The sequence below is a fragment of the Streptomyces sp. NPDC057249 genome, from assembly GCF_042669245.1.
Classification (GTDB): Bacteria; Actinomycetota; Actinomycetes; order Streptomycetales; family Streptomycetaceae; genus Streptomyces.
Window position 1 is genome coordinate 90,264 of the sequence record NZ_JBHUXS010000004.1, and the last position, 23,780, is coordinate 114,043.

Annotated in this window: 22 protein-coding genes; 10 read left to right on the forward strand and 12 right to left on the reverse strand. The window is 73.7% G+C overall.

The window, feature by feature from the left end; genetic code table 11:
* Window positions 1-5 precede the first annotated feature (5 nt).
* Complete coding sequence (locus ACFUJY_RS09085) at window positions 6-1,028, reverse strand: phosphotransferase family protein (RefSeq protein ID WP_383296709.1); 1,023 nt, start codon at window positions 1,026-1,028, stop codon at window positions 6-8.
* Between the two features lie 153 nt (window positions 1,029-1,181).
* Between ACFUJY_RS09085 and ACFUJY_RS09090 the strand changes: the two genes are divergently transcribed.
* Both ACFUJY_RS09090 and ACFUJY_RS09095 read left to right on the forward strand, forming a co-directional pair.
* Window positions 1,182-2,471 carry a glucarate dehydratase family protein gene (locus tag ACFUJY_RS09090; RefSeq protein WP_383296711.1) on the forward strand — a complete coding sequence of 430 codons (1,290 nt, stop codon included), beginning with the start codon at window positions 1,182-1,184 and terminating at the stop codon, window positions 2,469-2,471.
* 49 nt (window positions 2,472-2,520) lie between these two features.
* Entirely contained in the window at window positions 2,521-3,465 is a 945-nt protein-coding gene (locus ACFUJY_RS09095; protein WP_383296714.1) for an NADP-dependent oxidoreductase, read from the forward strand.
* Window positions 3,466-3,480: 15 nt separating this feature from the next.
* On the opposite strand, the gene ACFUJY_RS09100 is transcribed toward ACFUJY_RS09095, so the two are convergent.
* The 4 genes from ACFUJY_RS09100 to ACFUJY_RS09115 are packed head-to-tail and all read right to left on the reverse strand — an operon-like array spanning window position 3,481 to window position 5,678.
* Complete coding sequence (locus ACFUJY_RS09100) at window positions 3,481-3,792, reverse strand: DUF202 domain-containing protein (protein ID WP_383296717.1); 312 nt, start codon at window positions 3,790-3,792, stop codon at window positions 3,481-3,483.
* Window positions 3,789-4,184, reverse strand: coding sequence for a YidH family protein (locus tag ACFUJY_RS09105; RefSeq protein ID WP_383296719.1), 396 nt, complete (start codon window positions 4,182-4,184; stop codon window positions 3,789-3,791). Before ACFUJY_RS09105 ends, ACFUJY_RS09100 begins: the two co-directional genes overlap by 4 nt.
* A gap of 43 nt (window positions 4,185-4,227) precedes the next feature.
* Entirely contained in the window at window positions 4,228-4,740 is a 513-nt protein-coding gene (locus tag ACFUJY_RS09110; protein WP_383296721.1) for an NUDIX domain-containing protein, read from the reverse strand.
* 47 nt (window positions 4,741-4,787) lie between these two features.
* Window positions 4,788-5,678, reverse strand: a complete 891-nt coding sequence (locus ACFUJY_RS09115) for a DMT family transporter (protein WP_383296724.1) — start codon at window positions 5,676-5,678, stop codon at window positions 4,788-4,790.
* Window positions 5,679-5,860: 182 nt separating this feature from the next.
* Here ACFUJY_RS09115 and ACFUJY_RS09120 point away from each other — a divergent pair, with 182 nt between their 5' ends.
* Together ACFUJY_RS09120 and ACFUJY_RS09125 are read left to right on the forward strand one after the other, a co-directional pair.
* Entirely contained in the window at window positions 5,861-7,516 is a 1,656-nt protein-coding gene (locus ACFUJY_RS09120; RefSeq protein ID WP_383296726.1) for an FAD-binding dehydrogenase, read from the forward strand.
* 111 nt (window positions 7,517-7,627) lie between these two features.
* A complete protein-coding gene (locus ACFUJY_RS09125) occupies window positions 7,628-8,878 on the forward strand; it encodes an aromatic acid exporter family protein (RefSeq protein WP_383296729.1) in 1,251 nt (416 codons plus the stop codon).
* Window positions 8,879-8,884: 6 nt separating this feature from the next.
* On the opposite strand, the gene ACFUJY_RS09130 is transcribed toward ACFUJY_RS09125, so the two are convergent.
* Window positions 8,885-9,325, reverse strand: a complete 441-nt coding sequence (locus ACFUJY_RS09130) for an ASCH domain-containing protein (RefSeq protein ID WP_383296731.1) — start codon at window positions 9,323-9,325, stop codon at window positions 8,885-8,887.
* Window positions 9,326-9,507: 182 nt separating this feature from the next.
* Between ACFUJY_RS09130 and ACFUJY_RS09135 the strand changes: the two genes are divergently transcribed.
* Both ACFUJY_RS09135 and ACFUJY_RS09140 read left to right on the forward strand, forming a co-directional pair.
* Window positions 9,508-10,173 carry a molybdopterin-dependent oxidoreductase gene (locus ACFUJY_RS09135; RefSeq protein WP_383297451.1) on the forward strand — a complete coding sequence of 222 codons (666 nt, stop codon included), beginning with the start codon at window positions 9,508-9,510 and terminating at the stop codon, window positions 10,171-10,173.
* Entirely contained in the window at window positions 10,115-10,798 is a 684-nt protein-coding gene (locus ACFUJY_RS09140; protein ID WP_383296734.1) for a cytochrome b/b6 domain-containing protein, read from the forward strand. The genes ACFUJY_RS09135 and ACFUJY_RS09140 overlap by 59 nt, the downstream gene beginning before the upstream one ends.
* Here the strand turns inward: ACFUJY_RS09140 and ACFUJY_RS09145 are convergent.
* Both ACFUJY_RS09145 and ACFUJY_RS09150 read right to left on the reverse strand, forming a co-directional pair.
* Complete coding sequence (locus ACFUJY_RS09145) at window positions 10,784-12,190, reverse strand: GntP family permease (RefSeq protein WP_383296736.1); 1,407 nt, start codon at window positions 12,188-12,190, stop codon at window positions 10,784-10,786. The genes ACFUJY_RS09140 and ACFUJY_RS09145 overlap by 15 nt on opposite strands.
* An 11-nt stretch (window positions 12,191-12,201) precedes the next feature.
* Window positions 12,202-12,711, reverse strand: coding sequence for a gluconokinase (locus ACFUJY_RS09150; RefSeq protein ID WP_383296739.1), 510 nt, complete (start codon window positions 12,709-12,711; stop codon window positions 12,202-12,204).
* 142 nt (window positions 12,712-12,853) lie between these two features.
* On the opposite strand from ACFUJY_RS09150, the gene ACFUJY_RS09155 reads away from it, so the two are divergent.
* The 3 genes from ACFUJY_RS09155 (at window position 12,854) to ACFUJY_RS09165 (ending at window position 15,373) form a co-directional block, all read left to right on the forward strand.
* Window positions 12,854-13,555 (forward strand): FadR/GntR family transcriptional regulator, encoded by a 702-nt coding sequence (locus ACFUJY_RS09155; protein WP_383296742.1) that lies wholly within the window; start codon window positions 12,854-12,856, stop codon window positions 13,553-13,555.
* A 103-nt stretch (window positions 13,556-13,658) separates the two neighbouring features.
* Window positions 13,659-14,744, forward strand: a complete 1,086-nt coding sequence (locus ACFUJY_RS09160) for an S-(hydroxymethyl)mycothiol dehydrogenase (RefSeq protein ID WP_383296745.1) — start codon at window positions 13,659-13,661, stop codon at window positions 14,742-14,744.
* Window positions 14,744-15,373 (forward strand): MBL fold metallo-hydrolase, encoded by a 630-nt coding sequence (locus tag ACFUJY_RS09165; protein WP_383296747.1) that lies wholly within the window; start codon window positions 14,744-14,746, stop codon window positions 15,371-15,373. The genes ACFUJY_RS09160 and ACFUJY_RS09165 overlap by 1 nt, the downstream gene beginning before the upstream one ends.
* Before the next feature lie 5 nt (window positions 15,374-15,378).
* Here the strand turns inward: ACFUJY_RS09165 and ACFUJY_RS09170 are convergent, their stop codons facing one another.
* The 4 genes from ACFUJY_RS09170 to ACFUJY_RS09185 all read right to left on the reverse strand — a co-directional run bounded on the left by ACFUJY_RS09170 (window position 15,379) and on the right by ACFUJY_RS09185 (window position 21,680).
* Window positions 15,379-16,314, reverse strand: coding sequence for a pseudouridine synthase (locus ACFUJY_RS09170; protein WP_383296750.1), 936 nt, complete (start codon window positions 16,312-16,314; stop codon window positions 15,379-15,381).
* Between the two features lie 77 nt (window positions 16,315-16,391).
* Window positions 16,392-17,579: a hypothetical protein gene (locus ACFUJY_RS09175; protein WP_383296752.1), complete on the reverse strand. Its 1,188-nt coding sequence runs from the start codon at window positions 17,577-17,579 to the stop codon at window positions 16,392-16,394.
* Window positions 17,576-18,640 (reverse strand): hypothetical protein, encoded by a 1,065-nt coding sequence (locus ACFUJY_RS09180; protein ID WP_383296754.1) that lies wholly within the window; start codon window positions 18,638-18,640, stop codon window positions 17,576-17,578. Before ACFUJY_RS09180 ends, ACFUJY_RS09175 begins: the two co-directional genes overlap by 4 nt.
* A 151-nt stretch (window positions 18,641-18,791) precedes the next feature.
* Complete coding sequence (locus ACFUJY_RS09185; protein WP_383296757.1) at window positions 18,792-21,680, reverse strand: glycoside hydrolase family 2 TIM barrel-domain containing protein; 2,889 nt, start codon at window positions 21,678-21,680, stop codon at window positions 18,792-18,794.
* A gap of 240 nt (window positions 21,681-21,920) precedes the next feature.
* Here ACFUJY_RS09185 and ACFUJY_RS09190 point away from each other — a divergent pair, with 240 nt between their 5' ends.
* Window positions 21,921-23,756: a hypothetical protein gene (locus tag ACFUJY_RS09190; protein ID WP_383296760.1), complete on the forward strand. Its 1,836-nt coding sequence runs from the start codon at window positions 21,921-21,923 to the stop codon at window positions 23,754-23,756.
* Window positions 23,757-23,780 lie beyond the last annotated feature (24 nt).

Consider the following 23,780-nt stretch of genomic DNA (forward strand, 5'->3'; position numbering starts at 1 on the left):
GGGGTTCAGCCTTCCTGGAGGGTGGTGAGGCCGTGCTCGATGAAGACGGGGACGAGGTCGCCGATGCGGTCGAAGCCGGCGCCGACCGTCTGGCCCAGGGTGTAGCGGTAGTGGATGCCCTCCAGGATCACGGCGAGCTTGAACCAGGCGAACGCCGTGTACCAGGAGATGGCGGAGGTGTCGCGGCCGGAGCGGGCCGCGTAGCGCTCGATCAGCTCGGCGGGGGACGGGTGGCCGGGCGCGCCGCTGGTGGTGGAGACGGGCGACTCGGGCAGCCCCAGGTCGGAGCTGTACATGACGAGCAGCCCGAGGTCGGTGAGCGGGTCGCCGAGCGTGGACATCTCCCAGTCGAGGACGGCCCTGATCTCGTCGTCGGCGCCGATCAGCGCGTTGTCCAGGCGGTAGTCGCCGTGCACCACGGTGGGCGCGGGGGAGACGGGCAGGTCGCGGCCGAGCGCCGCGTGCAGCTCCTCGATGCCGGGCAGCTCCCGGTTGCGGGAGGCGGCCAGCTGCTTGCCCCAGCGGCGCAGCTGCCGGTCGAGGAAGCCCTCGGGCCGCCCGAAGTCGCCGAGCCCGACCGCCCCGGGGTCCACGGCGTGCAGCTCGACCAGGGTGTCGACCAGCGCGAGCACCGCGGCGCGGGTGCGCTCCGGGCCGAGCGGGGCCAGCTGCTCCGCCGTGCGGTACGGGGTGCCCTCGACGTACTCCATGACGTAGAAGGGCGCGCCGATGACCGAGTCGTCCTCGCAGAGCAGGAGCGGTTCGGGGACCGGGACCGCCGTCGGGTGCAGAGCGCTGATCACCCGGTGCTCGCGCTTCATGTCGTGCGCGGTGGCCAGGACGTGCCCCAGCGGCGGCCGGCGGACGACCCACCGGCCCGTGCCGTCGGTGACGACGTACGTCAGGTTCGACCGGCCGCCCTCCACGACCCGGGCCTCCAGCGGTCCGTTCACCAGTCCCGGGCGCTCGCGGTCCAGGTGTCCGCGCAGCCGGTCGAGATCGAGACCTGGCGGATGGACGTGGCTCATCGTGCGTACCTCCGGGGTGGGCGAACGGTCGCTCTCATGATGCCGACCAGTCGGTATGTCGTCCAGTACGGCGCCGGTACCGGATGCGGAGTCTCCGGTACCGGTAAGGCCCGGCCCCTGGTGCTCGGTCGTATCCCTGAATAGGGTTCACGTATGAATACCGCGCTGCTCATCGACGAAGTCCGGCTGACCCCGATCCTCATCGCCGACCCGCCCCTGCTCAACACCCAGGGCGTCCACCAGCCGTACACGCCCCGGCTCATCGTGGAGGTCGTCACCCGGGGCGGGGTGACGGGCATCGGGGAGACCTACGGCGACGGCAAGTACCTGGAGCTGGCGAGGCCGCTGGCCGCCGCCCTGCCCGGCCGCCCGGTCAGCGACGTGAACGGGCTGTTCGCCCTGGCCGACGAGGTGTGCGGCGACTCACGGGCGGCCGACGAGCGGGTCGACGCGGGCGGGCTGCGCGGCGTCCAGACCGCGGACAAGCTGCGGCTCTCGGTGGTCTCCGGCTTCGAGGTGGCCTGCCTGGACGCGCTCGGCAAGGCCGCCGGGCTCCCGGTGCACGCGCTGCTCGGCGGCAAGGTCCGCGACCGGGTCGAGTACAGCGCGTACCTCTTCTACCGCTGGGCCGGACACCCGGAGGGCGGCGAGCGCGACGACTGGGGCGCCGCCCTCGACCCGGCCGGCGTCGTCGCCCAGGCCCGCCGCTTCGCCCGCGATCACGGCTTCTCCTCCTTCAAGCTCAAGGGCGGCGTGTTCCCGCCCGACGAGGAGATCGCCGCCGTCCGCGCGCTCGCCGAGGCGTTCCCCGGGCAGCCGCTGCGCCTGGACCCCAACGGCGCCTGGTCCGTGGAGACCTCGCGGTACGTCGCCGAGCAGCTGAAGGACGTCCTCGAATACCTGGAGGACCCGGCGAGCGGCACCGACGCGATGGCCGCCGTCTCGGCCGCCACCGGGGTGCCGCTGGCCACCAACATGTGCGTCACGACGCTGGCCGAGGTCCCCGGGGCGTTCGCCCGGGACGCCGTCCAGGTCGTGCTGTCCGACCACCACTACTGGGGCGGGCTGCACCGCACCCGCGAGCTCGCCGCGATCTGCCGCCTGCACGGTGTCGGGCTCTCGATGCACTCCAACACCCACCTCGGGATCAGCCTCGCCGCGATGACCCACGTCGCGGCCACCGTCCCCAACCTGGACTACGCCTGCGACAGCCACTACCCCTGGCAGACCGAGGACGTGATCACCGCCCGCCATGTCTTCGCGGACGGCCGCCTCACCGTCTCCGACGCCCCCGGTCTCGGCGTCGAGCTCGACCGGGACCGGCTCGCCGCCCTGCACCGCCGCTGGCTCGACGACGACGGCACGATGCGCGAGCGCGACGACGCCGCCGCGATGCGCAAGGCCGAGCCGGACTGGCGGACCCCCTCGATCCCGCGCTGGTGACGGCACCGGCTGAGTTGCGGGCGCACCGCCCCGCCGCGAGGGTCGGAGCATGAAGGCGATCAGTTACCGCCGATTCGGCGACGAGAGTGTCCTGGAGTACGGCGAGCGGCCCGACCCGAAGGTGGGCCCCGACACCGTCCTGGTGAAGGTGCGGGCCGCCGCCGTGAACCCGGTCGACCGGGCGACCCGGGAAGGGAAGCTCGACGGCGTCCTGGAGACCGTCTTCCCGGTGATCCCCGGCTGGGACGTCTCCGGCGTCGTCGTCCAGCCCGGCGTCGCCGTGGACGAGTTCGCGGTGGGCGACGAGGTCATCGGCTACGTGCGCGAGGACTTCCTCAGCCGGGGGACCTTCGCCGAATACGTGGCCGCGCCCGTGCGCACCCTCGCGCGCAAGCCGCTGCGCCTGAGCTTCGAGGAGGCGGCGGGCCTGCCCCTGGCCGGGCTCACCGCCTACCAGGTCCTGCACCGCACCCTGCGCGTCCAGGAGGGCGACACCGTCCTCGTCCACGCGGCGGCGGGCGGCGTCGGCTCGCTCGCCGTCCAGCTCGCCCGGCACGCCGGCTGCCGCGTCATCGGCACCGCGAGCGCACGCAACCACGACCACCTGCGCACGCTCGGCGCGGAGCCCGTGGAGTACGGGGACGGGCTGGCGGACCGGCTGCGGGCACTGGCCCCCGACGGCATCGACGCCGCCTTCGACACGGTGGGCGGGGACGCCCTGCGCGCCTCCGCGGAGACCCTGGCCCCCGGCGGCCGCCTGGCCTCCATCGTGGACACCGAGGTGCTGTCGTACGGCGGCCGGTACGCGTTCGTCCGGCCCGACGCCGAGGATCTGGCGCACCTCGCGGAACTGGCCGAACAGGGCATCGTCACGGTGCACGTCGACCGGGTCTTCCCGCTGGCCGAGACGGCGGCGGCCCAGCGGCTCAACGCAGAGGGCCGGACCCGGGGCAAGATCGTCGTCGGCGTGGACTGGGACGCGCCGGAGGGGTGAGCCGAGGACCGGCCCTCAGAACAGCATCGCCGCCGCGAACACCGCCAGCGCCACCGTGCACGCGGCGGCCGTCATCGCGCCCGCCGCTGTCAGGGGCCGCGGGCGGGCGCCGCCCATGCTCTGCACCCGGCGGTTCGCGACCAGGAGGAACCCCAGCCAGGCCAGGGTGCTCAGCGACAGCGCGATGACCCCCGCGCCCGTCGCCCCGCCGTGCAGCGCCTGTTTCACGGCCAGCACCGCGGCCACCGTGCAGGACAGCGTCGTACGCCGCCACGCCAGCCGGGTCCGCTCCGGCTGGAGCCCCGGATCGCGCTCCTCGGCGGTCACCGGCCCTCCCAGCCGAAGAGGACCACCACCACCATCGCCACCGCCACCACGGCGACCGCGATGCTCAGCAGCGTCGGGAAGCGCGAGACCGGCAGGTCCTCGCCGCGCCGCATCGCCCGCTCGCACCGCACCCAGTGGTTGACCGCCCGCAGCGCGCACAGCACACCCGCCGCGAGCAGTGCGAGCGCCAGACCCGCACGCACCCCCCAGGACAGCTCCGGCAGGAACTGGTCGACCGCGAAGCCCCCGCCGATCAGGGCCAGCGCCGTCCGGAGCCAGGCGAGGAAGGTCCGCTCGTTGGCCAGCGAGAAGCGGTAGTCGGGCGTCTCGCCCTCGGCGCGGATGCGCTGCGGCGCGAACCACAGCCGCAGGCTCTGTACGAATTCGTTCACGCGTGGACCTTATCCGCCGCTTTTCCGTGCACTTCCGACCGGCTCAGCCGGCTTCCCGGAACGCCCGCAGCCGCCGGTAGCAGTCCAGCCCGTCCGGCACCCACAGCCAGTCGCCGAGCCGCCGCTCCAGCTCCGCGTCGTCCAGGAAGGTGTGCCAGGCGACCTCCTCCACCTGCGGGTCCACCGGCAGCTCGCACCGGACGCGGTAGACCGACGACCACCAGGTGTGCCGGCCGTCCTCGTACAGGAACTTGAACAGCGGCTCCGGCTGCGGGAGCCCCGAGACGCCCAGCTCCTCCTCGGCCTCCCGCAGTGCCGCCTCGTCGTAGCCCTCACCCGCGCCGACCACCCCGCCGACGAACATGTCGTAGTGCGAGGGGAACACCAGCTTGCTCGCGGTCCTGCGGTGCACGAAGACCCGGCCCTCGGCGTCCCGCGCCTCGATGAAGACGCACCGGTGGCGCAGCCCCCGGGCGGTCGCCTCACCGCGCGGGGCCTGCGCCACGACCACGTCGTTCTCGTCGACGATGTTCAGGATCTCGTCAGAAGGATTCATGCCCGCCATCCAACCGCAGGCCCCGGGCGGCCCGGCACCGCCCCGGCTCAGTGCCGCTGGAGGCTGTGCGTACCGCGCCGCACCCGGCCCTCCGGCATCGCCGGATGCAGCCCCAGCAGCACGATGCCCGTCACGATCGCCGCGAGCCCCGCGGCCTGCCAGGCCAGCGCGCCCGCGTCCGTCCGCACCCGGTCGCCCAGGAACCCGATGCCGCAGGCGATCCCGGCCAGCGGCTGGGCCGCGGTCAGCGCGGGCAGCGACATCCGCAGCGGACCCGTCTCGAACGCGCTCTGCACCAGCAGCAGTCCCGTCACCCCGAGCACGAGCACCGCGTACGGCTGCCAGGACGTCAGCAGGCCCGACCAGCCGGCCTCCGAGAAACGCTCCCCGCTCACCCGGGTCAGCGCGTCCTGCAAGCCGTAGAGCAGCCCGGCCGCCACCGCGAGCAGCGCCGGGGACGCCCGGGACCTGCGGCGCTTGGCGAACGCGGTCAGCAGCAGGGCGAGCCCGGCCACCACCCCGACGACCAGCCAGTGCCGCAGCGGGCTCGACACCGCCTCGCCGCCCTTCGGCTCGCCCGCCACCAGGAACGCGGCGACCCCGAGGGCCAGCAGCCAGAGCCCCGCCCAGCCCTGCCGGCCGAGCCGCTGACCGGTGCGATGCCGGGACAGGGCCATCGCGAAGAGCAGGTTCGTCGCCAGCAGGGGTTCCACGACGGAGACCTCGCCCTTGCCGAGCGCCAGCGCCCCGAGCACCATGCCGCACACCATGAGCCCGATCCCGGCCAGCCAGCTGCGCACCTTCATCAGGTCGAGCAGCAGCCGGAACGTCAGGTAGTCGCGCTTGGGCGCGTGGGCGGCGGCGGCCTGCTGGAACACGAAGCCGAAGCCCAGACAGCAGGCGGCCGTCACGGCGAGCACGAGGACCAGCACCGACACGCTTGTCCACCCCACGTCAGGCCGGAGGAGGGTGATGTGTTCCGACGATAACCGCCCGCCCCCGCCGCCGCGGCGACGGCGCGGCCGACCGGGGCGGGCGACCGGGCGGTTGACGTGGGGAGGCGCGGTGCCGAAGATCTGACGCACGAGTAACTTCGCGGGCCCCGACAAGGATGGAAGCCATGGCGTACGACGCTGATGTGATCGTGATCGGGGCGGGGCTCGCCGGGCTCGTGGCCACGGCGGAACTGGTGGACGCGGGGCGCTCGGTCCTCGTGCTCGACCAGGAGCCCGAGCAGTCGCTCGGCGGCCAGGCGCACTGGTCCTTCGGCGGCCTCTTCCTCGTGGACTCGCCCGAACAGCGCCGGATGCGCATCAAGGACAGCCATGAGCTGGCCCTCCAGGACTGGCTGGGCACGGCCGGTTTCGACCGCGAGGAGGACCACTGGCCGCGCAAGTGGGCCGAGGCGTACGTCGACTTCGCGGCCGGCGAGAAGCGCTCCTGGCTGCACGCCCAGGGCATGCGGTTCTTCCCCGTCGTCGGCTGGGCGGAGCGCGGCGGCTACGACGCGAATGGCCACGGCAACTCCGTGCCCCGCTTCCACATCACCTGGGGCACCGGACCGGGCGTCGTCGCCCCCTTCGAGCGCCGGGTCCGCGAGGGCGTCGCCAAGGGCCTGGTCACCTTCCGCTTCCGCCACCGGGTCACCGGCCTCGCCCGCACCGGGGGCACCGTGGACACGGTGACCGGCGAGGTCCTGGAGCCGAGCGCCGCGCCGCGCGGGACCGCCAGCGGCCGGGAGAGCACCGGCACCTTCGAACGCAGGGCCCAGGCGGTGATCGTCACCTCCGGCGGCATCGGCGGCAACCACGACCTCGTACGCGCCCAGTGGCCCGAACGGCTCGGCACCCCGCCGGCCAAGCTGCTCTCCGGCGTGCCCGCGCACGTCGACGGGCTGATGCTCGGCGTCGCCGAGAAGGCGGGCGCCCACCACATCAACCGCGACCGGATGTGGCACTACACCGAGGGCATCGAGAACTGGAGCCCCATCTGGGACAAGCACGCCATCCGCATCCTGCCCGGCCCGTCCTCGCTCTGGCTGGACGCCACCGGCAAGCGGCTGCCCGTCCCGCTCTTCCCGGGCTTCGACACGCTGGGCACCCTCGAACACATCATGCGGACCGGCCACGACTACACCTGGTTCGTCCTCGACCAGAAGATCATCGGCAAGGAGTTCGCGCTCTCCGGTTCCGAACAGAACCCCGACCTGACCGGCAAGTCGGTCCGCGGCGTGATCGGCCGCGCCCGCGCCGACGTGCCGGGCCCGGTGAAGGCGTTCATGGACCACGGCGTGGACTTCGTCGTCGAGAAGGACCTGGGCGCCCTCGTACGCGGCATGAACGCGCTCACCGGGGACGGGCTCATCGACGAGGACGCGCTGCGCCGCGAGATCACCGCCCGCGACCGGGAGATCGCCAACCCCTTCACCAAGGACCTCCAGATCACCGCCATCCGGGGCGCCCGCAGCTACCTGGGCGACAAGCTGATCCGCACGGCGACGCCCCACCGCATCCTCGAACCGAAGGCCGGACCGCTCATCGCCGTACGGCTGAACATCCTGACCCGCAAGTCGCTCGGCGGCCTGGAGACCGACCTGTCCTCGCGCGTCCTGACCGGCGACGGCACCCCGCTGCCCGGGGTGTACGCGGCGGGGGAGGCGGCCGGCTTCGGCGGCGGCGGGGTGCACGGCTACCGCTCGCTGGAGGGCACCTTCCTGGGCGGCTGCATCTTCTCCGGCCGCACGGCGGGCCGGGCGGCGGCGAAGGCGGTCGGCTGAGGCGGCCGGCTGAGGGGATCGGCTGAGGCCGCCCGCGCCGGGCGCGTCCGTCCGGTGGGGTTCCGGGGGCGGAACCGTGGGGAGACGCCCCTATCCGGGCATGGGAAGAAGATGCCAGGAGTAGCCGAACCCGTCATCAACCTCGTCCGGCGCACCACGGAGCCCGTGGCGGCGCAGACCCTGCGCTCCACGGGCGCCGCGGTCATCGCCTATGCCGTGGCGACCACGACCCTGACCGAGCCCGCACCCCTGACCGCGCCGCTGACCGCGCTGCTCGTCGTCCAGGTCACCCTCTACGCCACCGTCAACATGTCGGTCAAGCGTGTGGTGGCCGTCGTCGTCGGCGTCCTCATCGCGAGCGGCTTCAGTTCCCTGGTCGGCATTTCCTGGTGGAGCCTGGGGCTGACCATCTTCACGGCGCTGATCATCGGCAGACTGGTCCGGGTGGACGAGTTCGTCCCCGAGGTGGCGATCAGCGCCATGCTGGTCCTCGGCGTCACCTCGCAATCCGCGCGGTCCACCATGGCGTGGGAGCGCGTGTACGAGACACTGATCGGCGCCGGCGTGGGCCTGCTGTTCAACCTGCTGTTCGCCCCGCCCGTCTGGGTGCAGACCGCGGGCGCCTCCATCGACGGGCTGGCCCGCGAGATGGGGCAGATGTTCCGCGACCTCGGGAGCGACCTCGCCCACCCGGTCACCGTCGCGGAGGCGGCCGACCGGCTGCACCGGGCCCGCCGTCTCGACCACGACATCGTGGAGGTGGACGCCTCGCTGCGGCAGGCCGAGGAAAGCCTCATGTACAACCCGAGGGTGCGGCAGGGGCTGCTGCACCGCGTGGTGCTGCGGACGGGGCTGGACACGCTGGAGATCTGCGCCGTCGTCGTCCGGGTGCTGTCCAGGACGCTGACCGACCTCGCCAAGGACCGGGGCGACGCGCCCCAGTTCCCGGCCGAGGTCGCGGCCCACATGACGGAGCTGTTCGAGCAGATGGCGGGGGCCATCGAGAGCTTCTCGCTGCTCATCACGACCCCGGTCGCCGCCAGCGCCGAGGAGGCCGAGGAACGGCTCACCGAAGCGCTCGACACCAGCCGCAGGACCCGCGACCTGGTGGCGGACATGCTGCTGGCCGCCGTCCAGGAGCACCCCCGGAAGTGGCAGCTGCACGGGGCGCTGCTCGCCGAGGTGGACCGCATCCTGGACGAGCTGGACATCGAGAAGCGTGCCGAGCGCCTGGGCCAGGAGCTGGACCGCCGCTCGGCCGTGCTGCACGAACGCCACCCCCGGCTGCTCGCGTTCCGCCGCCGGCTGGGCCTGGTGAAGGGCGCGGGACGCGGCAAGCGGACGGAGGCCGAGGTGCGGTGAGACCGGTCAGTCCTCCGCGCCCGCCTCGATGCGCTCGACCACCCGGAACCGCTCGGCGACGATCATCGTCTCGTCGTCCACGGTGAACTCCGGGTCGCCGAGCGCGTCGCGCATCTCCTCGCTGTGCCAGAACCGCTCGTGGCCGGCCCGCCACTCGGCGACCGACGCATAGCCCTCGCCCTCGTCCAGTGCGTGCCGGAGGTCCACGTCCGCCAGCCGCAGCACCCGTACCTCCGTCACCTCCAGCACGGCGATCTCCCGCCCGTCCGAGTCGATGAGGGCGGACCGCTCACCGACCGGCGGCAGTTCCTCCTGCTCGATCTCGTACTCGACGAGGAGCCCGGAGGTCGACACCTTCCGCCCGTCCAGGACCGCGGCGACCAGCTGGTCGCGCAGCGGCCCGGGGAAGGCGAGCAGAAAGGGCTTGAGCGCTTCACGGTTCGGCATTGCGCCAGTCTGGCACCCGGCCCGGCCCGGGTGCGCGGTACATCTGACGAGCCGGTGACGGCCCGCCGCCGCCCCTGGCGCACGGGCGCCCCGGGTGCTCGAATCGTCGGGTGAACACTTCCGCACCCGATGACGGCCCGGACGGCGCCGGCGCCCCCGTCGGCCGCCGCGTCGTCCTGGCCATGCTGGGCCTCGGCGCCGCCGGACTCGTCGCCGCGCCCGTGCTGCAACGGACCCTGGAATCGGGCCTGGGCGCGGTGGCGGGCAAGGACCCCACCGGGCTCACCGGACTGCTGCCCAACGGCGGCGGCTTCCGCTACTACTCCGTGGCCTCCTCCGTACCGGCCAAGGGCGCCGCGGACTACCGGCTGAAGGTCGACGGGCTGGTCGACCGGCCGGCCACGTACACGCTGGACGCGCTGCGCGGCATGGTGCAGACCCGGACCGTCCGGGACGTCCAGTGCGTCACCGGCTGGCGGGTTCCGGAGACCGCCTTCGAGGGGGTGCGGCTCTCCGCCCTGCTCGACGCGGCCGGGGTGCGGCCCGGTGCGAGGGCCGTCCGCTTCACCTGCTTCGACGGGACCTACAGCGAGAGCCTGACCCTCGACCAGGCCCGCCGCGCCGATGTGCTCGTGGCGCTGCGGATGAACGACGAGCCGGTGTCGCACGCGCACGGCGGGCCGGTACGGCTCTACGTGGCCCCGATGTACTTCTACAAGTCGGCGAAATGGCTCTCCGGGATCACCGTCACGGACTCCGTACGCCCCGGTTACTGGGAGAAGCTCGGTTATGACGTCGATGCCTGGGTCGGCCGGTCCAACGGCCGGGACGACGCCCCCACCGTCTGAACCGGCCGGCCGGGTCCACCGGTTCGCCCGCCCGGTGCGCCTGGTGCACCGGACCACCGCCGCGCTGATGTTGCTGTGCGTGGCCTCGGCCGCCTGCCTGTACGTGCCGCAGCTCGCCGAACTCGTCGGGCGCCGCCACCTCGTGGTCACCGTGCACGAGTGGTCCGGGCTGCTCGTCCCCGTACCGCTGCTCGCGGGTCTGGCCGCGCGGTCGCTGCGGGCGGACCTGCGGCGGCTCAACCGGTTCGGGCCGCACGACCGGCAGTGGCTGCGGGCGGCGCTGCGGCGCGACCGGCGGCCCGGGGCGCGGCCGGCCGGGAAGTTCAACGCCGGGCAGAAGCTGTACGCGGCGTGGATCGCCGGGGCGGTGCTCGTCATGGCGGGCACCGGACTGCTGATGTGGTTCACCGGCTTCGCCCCGCTGGTGTGGCGCACCGCCGCGACCTTCGTCCACGACTGGCTGGCCCTCGCGGCGGGGCTGGTGCTGGCCGGCCACATCGCCATGGCGTACGCCGACCCGGAGGCACGCCGCGGCATGCGCTCCGGGTCGGTGGGCCGGGAGTGGGCCCGCCGCGAGCACCCGCTGTGGGCGCCCGGGACGGGGGACCGGCTAGAGGATCAGTGACAGCAGCAGGATGAAGACCAGCGAGACCACGGAGATGATGGTCTCCATCACCGACCAGGTCTTCACCGTCTGGCCCACGTCCATGCCGAAGTACTCCTTCACCAGCCAGAAGCCGGCGTCGTTGACATGGCTGAAGAAGAGCGAGCCCGCGCCGACGGCGAGGACCAGCAGGGCCGCGTGCGAAGTCGACATGTCGGCCGCGAGCGGGGCGACCAGGCCGGCCGCCGAGATCGTGGCCACGGTCGCCGAGCCGGTCGCGAGGCGGATCGCCACGGCGATCAGCCAGCCGAGGAGCAGGGCGGGGATCGACCAGTCCTCGGAGAAGTCCAGGATCATCTGGCCCACGCCCGCGTCGATCAGCGTCTGCTTGAAGCCGCCGCCCGCGCCCACGATGAGCAGCACGCCGGCGATCGGTGCGAGGGACTTCTCCACGGTGGTGGAGAGCCGCGCCTTGGTGAAGCCGGCCGCCCGGCCCAGCGTGAACATGCCGACGATCACGGCCGCGAGGAGCGCGATCAGCGGCGAGCCGATCACGTCGGTGACCTTCTGGAGCCCCTGCTCCGGGTCGTCCACGACGATGTCCACGAGCGCCTTGATGAGCATCAGCACGACGGGCAGCAGGATCGTGGCGAGGGTGGCGCCGAAGCCGGGGCGGCGCTCCAGGTCCTCGGAGGGGCGCTGCGGGATCATCTTCTCCGGCGCCTTGATGTCCACCCAGCGGGCGGCGTAGCGCGAGAAGACCGGGCCGGCCAGGATCACCGTCGGGATGGCGACGACCACGCCGAGGGCCAGCGTGACGCCGAGATTGGCGTCGAGTGCGTCGAGTGCGTCGATCGCGACGAGCGGGCCGGGGTGCGGCGGGATGAGGCCGTGCATCACGGACAGGCCGGCCAGGGCCGGGATGCCGATGCGCATCAGGGAGTAGTTGCCGCGCTTGGCGACGAGCAGCACGACCGGGATCAGCAGGACGATCCCGACCTCGAAGAACAGCGGCAGGCCGATGATCGAGGCGATGAGGACCATCGCCCACGGCATGGCCCGCTTGCTCGTCCGCGCCAGGATCGTGTCCACGATCTGGTCGGCGCCGCCGGAGTCCGCGAGCAGCTTGCCCAGGATCGCGCCGAGCGCGATCAGGACGCCGACGCCCGCGACGGTGGAGCCGAGGCCCGCGGTGAAGCTCGCTATCGTCTTCGCCGGCGCGGCACCGGCGAACGAGCCGAGCGCCAGCGAACCGATGGTGAGCGCGAGGAACGCGTGCATCTTGAACTTGGTGATGAGCAGGACGATGACGGCGATGCCCGCCAGGACGGCGATGCCCAACTGCGCGTTGCCTGCCGAGGTGATCGGTTCGGCGGCGTCCGCTGCCAGCATCTCGACGCTGAGACTGGTCACGGTGGTGATCCTTAGCTGTCGAGCCGGCGCAACGCGGCGACGGCTCGCTGGGTGATTTCTTCGGGGGTGCCGGAGACGTCCACGGCGACGCCGGCCTCGTCGTCCTCCAGGGGCTGGAGGGTGGCGAACTGCGAATCGAGGAGCGCGGTCGGCATGAAGTGCCCCTTGCGGGCCGCCATCCGCTCCTCGATCAGGGCACGGTCACCGGTCAGGTGGAGGAAGACGGCGCCCGGGGCCTCGGCGCGCAGCCGGTCCCGGTAGGAGCGCTTGAGCGCGGAGCTGCTGACGACGCCGCCGAGCCCGGCCCGGCCGTGCGCCCAGCGCCCGATCGCATCGAGCCAGGGCCAGCGGTCCGCGTCGTCCAGCGGGGTGCCGGCCGACATCTTGGCGATGTTGGCGGGGGGATGGAAGTCGTCGCCCTCGGCGTACGGGACGCCCAGTGCGTCGGCGAGCAGGGGACCGATCGTGGTCTTGCCGGTCCCTGCGACGCCCATCACCACGACGACGTGGGGGGTGCTCATAGCGGTGCCTCGCTGTCTCTTCGATGTCTTCCTCGACATCGGTCCGTCGCGCCACTGAAACCTATACGTACGACTTATTCAAGAGGGTGTGACGTAAACGTCGTACTTAACGGCCTCGGAGGCGGCCCCGTACCCTGGGTCCATGACCACACCTGCCCAGGGGCTCCACACGCATGTCCTGGACACCCTGGGCCTGGAGATCGCCGCCGGGGAGCACCCGCCCGGCCAGGTGCTGCGCACCGACGAGCTGGCCCAGCGCTTCGACGTCTCCCGCACCGTGGTCCGCGAGGTGATCCGGGTCCTGGAGTCCATGCACCTGGTCGAGTCCCGCCGCCGCGTCGGTGTGACCGTCCGGCCGGCCGAGGCGTGGAACGTGTACGACCCCCAGGTCATCCGGTGGCGGCTGGCCGGCGCCGACCGCCCCCGCCAGCTGCGCTCCCTCACCGTGCTGCGCTCCGCCGTCGAACCGGTCGCCGCCTCGCTCGCCGCCCGCAACGCCACCCCGGAGCAGTGCGCCGAGCTGACCGAGCGCGCCCTCGGCATGGTCGCCACCTCGCGCGGCCAGCAGCTGGAGGGCTACCTCGCACACGACATCGCGTTCCACCGCATCGTCCTCAACGCCTCCGGCAACGAGATGTTCGCGCGCCTGGGCGACGTGGTCGCCGAGGTCCTGGCGGGCCGCACCCACCACCAGGTGATGTTCGAGGACCCCGACCCGGCGGCCGTCACCCTGCACGTCCGGCTCGCCGAGGCCGTGCGCGCCGGGGACGCGGCCGAGGCCGAGCGGCTGACGAAGGAGATCGCCGTCGGCGCCCTGCACGAGCTGGACGTTCTCGCGCCCTGAGACCGGCCACGGCCCGGCACCGCGTACCGTTGCCCGTGATCGATCCCGGGAAAGCCGGGAGCACCGGTCTCAGCGAAGAGTCGGGAAAAGGGAGTCCACGGGAATGCCGCAGCACGTACAAGGGGTCATCGCACCGGGCAAGAACGAACCGGTCCGCGTCGAGACGATCGTCATCCCGGACCCGGGCCCCGGTGAGGCCGTGGTCAAGGTCCAGGCGTGCGGCGTCTGCCACACCGACCTGCACTACAAGCAGGGCGGGATCAACGACGAGTTCCCCTTCCTCCTCGGCCACGAGGCCGCGGGTGTCGTGGAGTCCGTCGGCGAGGGCGTCACCGACGTCGCCCCGGGCGACTTCGTGATCCTCAACTGGCGTGCGGTGTGCGGCCAGTGCCGCGCCTGTCTGCGCGGGCGGCCCTGGTACTGCTTCGACACGCACAACGCGAAGCAGAAGATGACCCTGCTCGACGGCACCGAGCTGTCCCCGGCCCTGGGCATCGGCGCCTTCGCCGAGAAGACCCTCGTCGCCGCCGGCCAGTGCACCAAGGTCGACCCCGAGGTCTCGCCGGCCGTCGCCGGGCTCCTGGGCTGCGGTGTCATGGCGGGCATCGGCGCCGCCATCAACACCGGCCAGGTCGGCCGCGGCGACTCGGTCGCCGTCATCGGCTGCGGCGGCGTCGGCGACGCGGCGATCGCGGGCGCCCGGCTGGCCGGAGCGGCGAAGATCATCGCCGTCGACATCGACGACCGCAAGCTGGAGACGGCGAAGTCGATGGGCGCGACCCACACCGTCAACTCCCGCTCCGCCGACCCCGTCGAGGCCATCCGCGAGCTGACCGGCGGCAACGGCGCGGACGTCGTCATCGAGGCCGTCGGCCGCCCGGAGACGTACAAGCAGGCGTTCTACGCCCGCGACCTGGCCGGCACCGTCGTCCTCGTCGGCGTTCCCACCCCCGAGATGCAGCTGGAACTCCCGCTGCTCGACGTCTTCGGCCGCGGCGGCTCGCTCAAGTCCTCCTGGTACGGGGACTGCCTGCCGTCCCGCGACTTCCCGATGCTGGTCGACCTCCACCAGCAGGGCCGCCTCGACCTCGCCGCGTTCGTCACCGAGACCATCGGCCTCGGCGACATCGAGCAGGCGTTCGGCCGGATGCACGACGGCGACGTGCTGCGCTCGGTGGTGGTGTTCTGATGGCCGCCCGCATCGACCACCTCGTCACCTCCGGCACGTTCGCGCTCGACGGCGGCGAGTGGGACGTCGACAACAACGTCTGGATCGTCGGCGACGACTCCGAGGCCGTCGTCATCGACGCCGCCCACGACGCCGCCGCCATCGAGGACGCCCTCGGCGACCGCACGCTGCGCGCCATCGTCTGCACCCACGCGCACAACGACCACATCGACGCCGCCCCCGCGCTCGCCGCGGCCACCGGCGCGCCGATCCTGCTCCACCCGGACGACCTGCCGCTGTGGAAGCAGACCCACCCCGACCGGGCCCCCGACGGCGAGCTGGCCGACGGCCAGGAGATCACCGTCGCCGGCACCACGCTGACGGTCCTGCACACCCCGGGCCACGCCCCCGGCGCGGTCTGCCTGTACGCCCCCGGGCTGGCCACGGTCTTCACCGGGGACACGCTCTTCCAGGGCGGGCCCGGCGCCACCGGCCGGTCCTTCTCGTCCTTCCCGGTGATCGTGGACTCCATCCGGGACCGGCTGCTCACCCTGGACCCGGCGACCGAGGTGCGCACCGGCCACGGCGACTCCACCACCATCGGCGCGGAGGCCCCGCACCTGGACGAGTGGATCGCCCGGGGGCACTGACGCCCCTACCGGTCCCGCCACGCGGAGAGCCGCAGCCCGCTCTTGAAGCGGCGCGGCTCTCCCGTGACCGGGTCGGTGAACTCCAGCACCCGGGCCAGCAGTTGCAGCGGACGCGAGAAGTCACCGGGCGCGGCGTCCGGCTCGGTCACCGGGTACACCGGATCGTTGACCAGCGGCAGCCCCAGGCCGTTCATGTGCACCCGCAGCTGGTGCGTACGCCCCGTCGCGGGCAGCAGCCGGTAACGGCCGAGCCCGCCCCGGTGCTCCAGCAGCTCGATCCGGCTCTCGCTGTTCGGCTCGCCGGGCTCCTCCCGCGCCGCGAGCACCCCGCGCTCCTTCACGAGGCGGCTGCGCACCGTACGCGGCAGGACGAGCCCGGGATCGTACGGGGCCACCGCCTCGTACTCCTTGCGCACCAGCCGGTCCCGGAACAGCGTCTGGTACGCCCCCCGCTCCCCGGGCCGCACCACGAACAGCACCAGCCCCGCCGTCAGCCGGTCCAGCCGGTGCGCGGGCTGGAGCTCCGGCAGGCCCAGGTCGCGCCGCAGCCGCGCCACCGCCGTCTCCGTGATGTGCCGGCCCCGCGGCATCGTCGCCAGGAAGTGCGGCTTGTCCGCGACGACCAGATGCGCGTCCCGGTACACCACCCCCACCGGGAACGGCACCGGCTCCTCCGGCGCGAAGTCCCGGTGGAACCAGAGGTAGCGCCCCGCCGCGTACGGCTCGGCGCCGGTGACCGGGCCCGCCGTCGACACGAACCGGCCCCCGGCGAGCAGCGCCTCCACCCGGTCCGCGCCGATCGCCCCGGCGAACCGGTCCACCAGATGCTCCCGGACCGTCGCCCACCGGCCCTCCGGGTCGGCCGGGAGCCGCACCCGGACCGGGTCGACGCCGTCACGCTGCGGAAGCGGCGACGGCGGCGGCTTCGCCCGGCCCCTCACCGGAGGCCCCGGCCCGGCACCGGAAAGCTGATGGTTCTCATGGTGCCGGGCATTCTTTCACGTGGCCCGAAGGTGCCTCAGGACGCGGAGAACGTCAGCTTCTGCGGGCCGCAGCCGATCCGTTCGGCCTCCGCGGCCACGTAGGCGGGAAGCAGGTCGCGGGTGAACGTGAAGCGGCTGCCCTTGCCCGCCGGGCGCAGCTGCTCCAGGACGAACATCACCGGACCGGTCTGGCAGACCGCCTTGAACACCGCCCGGTTCCCGCCGGCCTTCCCGTAGCCCCGGGTCCCCTTGACGGGCGCGCCCGCGTGCAGCGCGTCCGAGGAGTAGATCTCGGCCAGCACCGGATCGGTCACCGTCGTCAGCCGTACGGCCGTCTCGTCGGAGTCGTATCCCGCCTCGCAGATCCGGGCCGGGCCGCCCTCGCCGCCGGCGCGGGTCTCCCGCAGGTCCTTCCGGTACGCCGCCGGCAGGGACAGGCCCTTGATCCCGCAGAACGTGGAGGTCCGGGTGGTGTCCCACCGGACCGGCGGGTGCAGATCGCGCGGTTCCCGGTACGTGCCGGAGCAGCCGAAGTCGTCGATCACCCCGTTGGCCGCGTCGATCAGCGCCCCGGTCAGGGCCGCCCGGTCCCGCAGGGCGTACTCGGACGACACCTCGAAGTCCGCCCGGCCCACGCCGATGTCCACCACCGTGGGGCCGGTGAAGTCGTCGCGCCCGGTGCACGCCTGCGGCAGCGCGATCCAGGCGCGCGACGGCGAGGCCATGCCGGGCAGCCCGTCGCCGAGCGACACCATGCTGGAGGACAGGAACTCCCTCGGCCAGTCCTGCGCGTCGGTGCCCCGCAGCCCGTCCAGCCGCCGCACGTTCACCGTCACCTGGCGGCGCGCCCGGTCGCCCTCGTAGCTCGTGACGCGGCACTGGCCGTACACACCGGTGCCGCCCAGCGGGTCGCTGTGCAGCGACTGCTCCTCCACCTCCGTCCTGCGGTCCCCGAACAGGGCGTCCATGGACCCGGAACCGAGCGAGTCCCAGCAGGGCGCGGCCGACCCCACCAGCGGCAGCGTGTCCGTGCGCCAGGCGACCGCGCCCGCGCCCACCAGGGCCCCGGCCAGCGCGGCGGCGGTCGCGGTGCGCACGGTACGGCTGCGCAGCAGACGGCGGACGAGCGGCGGCCGGGAGGCCTCCGGGGCCGCGGGGGTCCCGGTGTCCGTCACGGGGTTCTCCACCACCGGGTTCTCCACCACCGGGTTCTCCTCGCTCACGCGTCCTCACCCTTTCCGCATCCGATGCGCTTCCCCACGGACTCCACGAACCGGTCGAAGACCCGCTGGTCGGAGGGGCGGCCCCGGTTCTGGAGACCGGCCTCCACGTGCCCGTAGAAGACCGTCGGCCGGCCACCGCAGCTGCGGCGCACCAAGCCCCGGTCGGGCCCTTCCGGCAGTCCCCGGAACAGCTCCACCAGACGGGTCCGGCTCGCCATCACGTACTGCGCGGACGGTTCCTCGGGCATCCGCAGCTGTTTCCACACGACCGAACACGTCTGGAGCCGGTCGGTGACCGCGCCCACCCGCTGCCGGTAGCGCGAGCCCTCGCCGTAGTCGAACGTCATGCCCGGAATCCGGCACAGCGGCGACGACGCCGACTCCTCGTCCTCGGCCACCGTCACCATCGGGGAGCTGCTGCGCAGCGGCTGCCCGGGTGCGCACCCCGCCTTCTCCATACCGGTGTTGGCGGCGGCGAGCAGCATCCGCACCACATCGGCGCGCGTGGCGATCGTGAACGGCATGGGGATCTTGCCGAGATGGCCGTCGCCCGTGCTCTCGCTGCGGATCGTCACCACGGACGGCGCGCCGTCCCTGTCGCAGGACGACGGCAGCACCAGCATGCCCCGGTCTCCTCCGACCAGGCCGTCCAGCCCGTCCGGCAGCGGCGACGCGGAGCCGTGGAAGAAGTGCGCCAGCCAGGCCCGCCGCTCCTTCGCTCCGGCGGGCACCGGCCCGTACTCCAGGGTCACCGACTCCTCGAAGGTCAGCGGCTCGTCCGAGTCGTCGTCCTCGACCTCGGAGGTCACGGACACCGTGCAGGTGCCGTGCGGGCGGGCCGCCGAGGGGGCGGCGGACTGGGTGGAGCCGCGCTCGGAGCCGGACTTCTCCAGCGCCTCGTCACCGAGGAAGGACGGGCCGCTGTTCTGCTCCCACGCGCCCCAGCAGTAACCGTCCCGGAACGGCCCGCTGTCGGTCGCCCACAGGACGGTGCCCGTCGCCAGCACCGCCCCGGCCACCACCCCGGCGACGGCCGCGGCTTTTCGCCTGCCGATGCCCATCACGTTCCCCCTTGCGAAGCTGCGAAGATCACACAAAACGCCGATGCTACGGCGTCGCCGATCAGCCGGGGGAAGCGGGGGAGCCGGGCCAACTCGGCACCATGGCGAACCGGTTGCCGCTCGCGTACGGCACCGGGCCCGCCCGGCGCTCTCAGCCCCGCGCGGAGAACACGAAGGAGAACTCCGCCGGCGCCGCGTCCAGCCGGTACCCGGGCAGCACGCCCGGCCCGCACGACCCCGAACCGATGCCCTGCACCGCGTGGTCCAGGCCCACCCGGACCCGGTCCCCGGCCACCAGATCCGTCAGGTGCTCCGCCGCGTCCAGCTCCTCGCCCGTCCAGCGCCGCGCCGTGAACGAGAACGGCACCCCGCCCTCCGCGCGCAGCCCGCCCCCGCCCGCCCCGGTCAGCTCCACCCAGCGCACCCCGGCCCGCGCCCCGTTCTCCTGCGGCCGGACGTACGGGGTCTGCAACTCGTCCACGCCCCTGGCCCACTGACCGAGCATCGCGGCCGCCCGGGTGTCCGGGTACGCCTCGCCGGGACCGCCGCCGAACCACCGCACCCCGTCGTACGCGGAGGGCAGCGCGAACCGCACGCCGAGCCGGGGCAGCGGCACCCGCCAGTCGCCCTCCGGCACGACCGACACCGCCAGCCCGAGCCGGTCCCCGGCGGCCGTCCACCGGTACACGGTCCGCAGCCCCACGTCCCGGCCGGCCGGCGCCACCCGGGTGCGCACGGTCAGCGCGTCCGCGCCCGCCTCCACCGCGTCCAGGCGGTGGCGCATCCGGTGCAGCCCCCACTCCCGCCAGAGGTGCCCGTACCGCTCGTCCGGCTGCCACGCCGCCCCGTTGTCGTTGTCGGTGGGCGCCCGCCACACGTCGAGACGCAGCCCCTCCACCGCGATGTCCCCGATGCGCAGGAGCGCCCCGGTCGCCGCGTCGAAGGCGCCGGGGCCCAGCGCGACCGTGGAGCCGGAGACGCGCGGGCGCGCCCCGGCGGCCGGGGGAGCGGCGGGCGGGGTGCCCGTCTCGCTCTGGCCCCAGGCGACCAGGTGACCGCGTCCGGCCCAGCCCGTCGCCCCGGCCAGGACCGCCCGCAGCGTCCACAGCCCGTCACCGGCGGGGGCGTCGGGCGTCACGTCGGCCGACGCGCCGGGCGCGAGCGGGGGCACCGCGAGGGTGCCGGAGGCGACGAGGACGCCGTCCGCCTCGTGCGACCAGCGGAACTCCAGGTGGTCCAGGCCGGTGAAGTCGTAGCCGTTGGTGACGGTGAACGTGCCCGGCGCGGTGCCCGGGGTGATGCGCACCGGCTCGACGACCTTCTTGTACTCGGCGAGACCGGGGGACGGGGTGCGGTCCGGGAAGAGCAGCCCGTCGCACACGAAGTTCCCGTCGTGCAGCTCCTCGCCGAAGTCACCGCCGTACGCGAAGCCCAGCTCCGGGTGGGCGAGACCGTGGTCGATCCACTCCCAGACGAAGCCGCCCTGGCAGCGCTCGTACCGCTCGAACAGCCGCTGGTACTCGCTCAGTCCGCCCGGCCCGTTGCCCATCGCGTGCGCGTACTCGCAGAGCACGAACGGCATCGCGCGCCGCCGCGCGTCCAGCTCCGGGTCCTCCAGCGGCTCCTCCGCGCGCCGCCCGATGAGCTCCACCTCGGCGTGCGAGGCGTACATCCGGGAGTACAGGTCGGTGTCCGCGCACGACGGGTCGCCCTCGTAGTGCAGCGGGCGGTCCGGGTCCCGCTCCCGCATCCACCGGGCCATCGCGCCCAGCCCGGCGCCCGTGCCGCACTCGTTGCCCAGCGACCAGACGATCACCGAGGGGTGGTTCTTGTCCCGCTCGACCATCCGGGCCGCCCGGTCGAGCAGCGCGGGCGTCCAGCGCGGGTCGTCCACCGGGTTGAGCTGCCGGCCCACCTCCGCGAAGCCGTGGGTCTCCAGGTCGCACTCGTCGATCACCCAGAGCCCCAGCTCGTCGCAGAGGTCCAGGAAGGCGGGGTGCGGCGGGTAATGGCTGGTCCGTACGGCGTTGACGTTGTGACGCTTCATCAGGACCAGATCGCGCCGCATGGTCTCCGCGTCGACCGCCCGGCCCGTCTCCGGGTGGAACTCGTGCCGGTTCACGCCCCGGAACAGCAGCCGCCGGCCGTTGACCTTCAGGACGCCGTCCTCCACGGCGACCGTGCGGAAGCCGATGCGCAGCGGGACGCGCTCGCCGGGCGTCACCAGCTCCCCGTCGTACAGCCGGGGCGTCTCGGCGGTCCACGGCTCGACCGGCAGCGTCACCGTCTCGCCCGCCGCGAGGTCCAGCCCGAGCTCCGGCACCAGCACCCGGCCCTCCGCGCCCGTGCACTCCACGCGCAGCGTCCCCGAACCGGCGCGGTGGTCGTAACCGGCGTGCACGAAGAAGTCGCCGGGCGCGCCCGCCGGGCGGTGCAGCAGCGTCACGTCCCGGAAGATCCCGGGCAGCCACCACTGGTCCTGGTCCTCCAGATAACTTCCGGACGACCAGGCGTGCACGCGTACGGCGAGGACGTTGGCCCCCGGCCGCAGCAGCTCGCCCACGGCGAACTCGTGCGGCAGCCGCGAACCCTTGAAGTCGCCCAGCTCCACCCCGTTCAGCCACACCCTGGCGCAGGACTCCACCCCGTCGAACCGCAGCACGCTCCCGCCGCCGTCCGGCCAGTCGCCGGGCAGCTCGAAGACCCGCAGATGGTCGCCGGTCGGATTCTCCGACGGCACCCTCGGCGGATCGACCGGGAAGGGGTACACCACATTGGTGTACGCGGGAGCCCCGCCCGCCCCCTGAAGCACCCAGTGCCCCGGCACGGCGACCGTCGCCCAGCCGGAGGCGTCGAATTCCGGCCGTACGAACGAGGTGTCCTCGCCGTCCGCGCGCGGCGAGAGGCGGAAGGCCCAGCGGCCGTTCAGCGACAGCCGCCGGGCGTCGGACCCCGCGTACCAGGAACGCGGCGGCAGACACCCGGTGCCCGGGGACGGACTCTCGTACCAGGCAGGGGAGTCGGTGGCGGTGCGGCTCATGCGTCTCCTCGGTCGAAGGGACCCTCACGATCACGCTAATGAGCGAAGAACCGGTTCACCATGGGGCGTCCGGCGAGATGATCGGGTTCATCCTTCCGAACCCTGACGGTCACGCCCGCGCTTGTGTCACCATGACGCCCCGGAGCCGAGCGCCTGTGGTCGGTGACCACGCGCGGAGGGTGAGGGACGGGCTACGAGGGGAGCCGGGGTTTGGCGAGGGGAACCGGTGCGGTGTGTCCCGTGTGCGCGACACCGGACACGGGCGGGCGGGAGTGCGCCGGCTGCTCCTGGCACATGTGGGACGACCCGGTCCTCGGCGCCCTGACCGACGAGGACACCGACGCGGCCCGGACCGCCCTGCGCGCCGCCCGGCACACCTGGGACCTCCGGGCCGCGACGCTCTCCCAGGGGGACGCGGAGGGCGTACGCCGGCTCGCGCCGCTGCTCAGGGCCGGACCGGCGCATTCCGGGGAGCCCGCACCGCCGTCCTTACCCGGGGGCTCCTTACCGCCGCACGACTCGGCCCGCTGGCAGCAGATCCTCACCGACCTGGTCGGCGGACGCATCCCCGACGTGGTGTTCGCCGAATTCACGCCCGACCGCCTGCACGTGATCCGCGCCGCCGCCGACCGCAGCGGCATACCCCGCCAGACCGACGCCGGAAGCACCGACTGGGCCTCGCTCCTGCCCGCCCTGGCCGGCGACGCCGCACCGCGCCGCTTCCGGCTCGCCGGCGGCATCGGCACCGAACCGCCCCTGGATCGCGCCGAGTTCGACGCGGCTGTCACCCGGTGGCTGCACACCCACCCGGTACTCTCCCGGGCCCGCACACTCGTGCTCCTCGGCCGCCGCAGCGGCTGGGTCCTCCTCGACCGGGCCGCCGCCCTGCTGCGGACCGTGTACCGCCCGAGCGCCGAGATCGGACCCGGGCCCGGCGAAGCCGCCTCCGGCACGGACACCGCCGACGCGGTGCGCGCGGCACTGCGGACCGCGCCGCTGGCCGTCGACCACTCCCTGCTCCTCGCCCGCGTCGACCGCCGCACCGGCGAGGTGCACGCCCACACCCAGGTCCTCTTCCCGGCCGGTTCGCGGCTGCGGCGCGGCGAGACCGCGACCGCCGAGATCACCGTCTACGGCGGACCGGCGGCCCGCACGCAGGTGCTGCTGCCCGTCCTCGCCGGCACGCCCGGGGCCGACGGCAGCGGCGCGGTGGCCCTCTCGGCGCGGCGGACCGCGTTCGCGGCCTTCGCACCGGCCCGCCTCGCGTTCGTCCTGCACGGCCCGGGGGAGGTCACCACGCACGAGGACGCCCACACCGAGGGCCGGGGCGAACTCCCCGACATCCCCGCCCTGGTGAGCAGCCTGCCCCGGCGCGTCATCCACCCGCCCGCCCTCGACGTGTTCCTCACCGTCGAGATGAGCGGCGCCGACGCCGAGGAGACCGGGGAACGGCTCGGCTTCGCCCGGGACGTCATCGCCACCCTGGCCCGCCGGCACGGACCCGGCCTGCGCGTCGGCGTCGTCGGCCACTACGACCACGCGGTCCACGAGAACCGCTACGGCCCCCGCCCGGTGCTCCTGCTGCGCATCCCGGCCGGGCCCGCCCGGGCCGCCCTCACCGCGCTGACCGGCTGGCGGCCCGCGCGGCGCGAACAGGACACCGCCTCCTCGCTGGAGGACGCCCTCAAGGAAGTGGGCCGGCTCGTCCGGGCCCGGCCCCGCACCGCCCGCGCCCCCGACACCCGACGCGTCCTGCTCGTCGTCGGCCGCCGCCCGCCCGGACTGCCCGAGCAGCAGCACGAGGTGGTGCCCGCCTGCCCCCTCGGCGCCGACTGGCGCGCCGAACTCGACGCACTGCGCGCCCGGGGGGTCCGGGTCCTGGCCCGCGCGGACCCGGACGCCGGCCCGAAGGGCCCCGTACCCGGCTACGCCGCGTCCGCGTGGGAGGCGCTCGGGGCCGGCGGCTCCTTCCGGCCCGGCTCCGACACGGCGGACGACGTGGCCGACACCCTCGCCCCTCCCTGGCGGTGGGACGGCCTGCCCTGTCCGCTGGCCCTCGCGACCCCGCTGCTGTGACCGACCGCCCCGGTACGAGGAGAG

Coding starts and splice junctions, on each gene's coding strand:
- ACFUJY_RS09085 (WP_383296709.1), bottom strand. CDS start 1,028: ATGAGCCACGTCCATCCGCCAGGTCTCGATCTCGACCGGCTGCGCGGA.
- ACFUJY_RS09090 (WP_383296711.1), top strand. CDS start 1,182: ATGAATACCGCGCTGCTCATCGACGAAGTCCGGCTGACCCCGATCCTC.
- ACFUJY_RS09095 (WP_383296714.1), top strand. CDS start 2,521: ATGAAGGCGATCAGTTACCGCCGATTCGGCGACGAGAGTGTCCTGGAG.
- ACFUJY_RS09110 (WP_383296721.1), bottom strand. CDS start 4,740: ATGAATCCTTCTGACGAGATCCTGAACATCGTCGACGAGAACGACGTG.
- ACFUJY_RS09120 (WP_383296726.1), top strand. CDS start 5,861: ATGGCGTACGACGCTGATGTGATCGTGATCGGGGCGGGGCTCGCCGGG.
- ACFUJY_RS09125 (WP_383296729.1), top strand. CDS start 7,628: ATGCCAGGAGTAGCCGAACCCGTCATCAACCTCGTCCGGCGCACCACG.
- ACFUJY_RS09130 (WP_383296731.1), bottom strand. CDS start 9,325: ATGCCGAACCGTGAAGCGCTCAAGCCCTTTCTGCTCGCCTTCCCCGGG.
- ACFUJY_RS09135 (WP_383297451.1), top strand. CDS start 9,508: ATGCTGGGCCTCGGCGCCGCCGGACTCGTCGCCGCGCCCGTGCTGCAA.
- ACFUJY_RS09140 (WP_383296734.1), top strand. CDS start 10,115: ATGACGTCGATGCCTGGGTCGGCCGGTCCAACGGCCGGGACGACGCCC.
- ACFUJY_RS09150 (WP_383296739.1), bottom strand. CDS start 12,711: ATGAGCACCCCCCACGTCGTCGTGGTGATGGGCGTCGCAGGGACCGGC.
- ACFUJY_RS09155 (WP_383296742.1), top strand. CDS start 12,854: ATGACCACACCTGCCCAGGGGCTCCACACGCATGTCCTGGACACCCTG.
- ACFUJY_RS09160 (WP_383296745.1), top strand. CDS start 13,659: ATGCCGCAGCACGTACAAGGGGTCATCGCACCGGGCAAGAACGAACCG.
- ACFUJY_RS09165 (WP_383296747.1), top strand. CDS start 14,744: ATGGCCGCCCGCATCGACCACCTCGTCACCTCCGGCACGTTCGCGCTC.
- ACFUJY_RS09180 (WP_383296754.1), bottom strand. CDS start 18,640: ATGGGCATCGGCAGGCGAAAAGCCGCGGCCGTCGCCGGGGTGGTGGCC.
- ACFUJY_RS09185 (WP_383296757.1), bottom strand. CDS start 21,680: ATGAGCCGCACCGCCACCGACTCCCCTGCCTGGTACGAGAGTCCGTCC.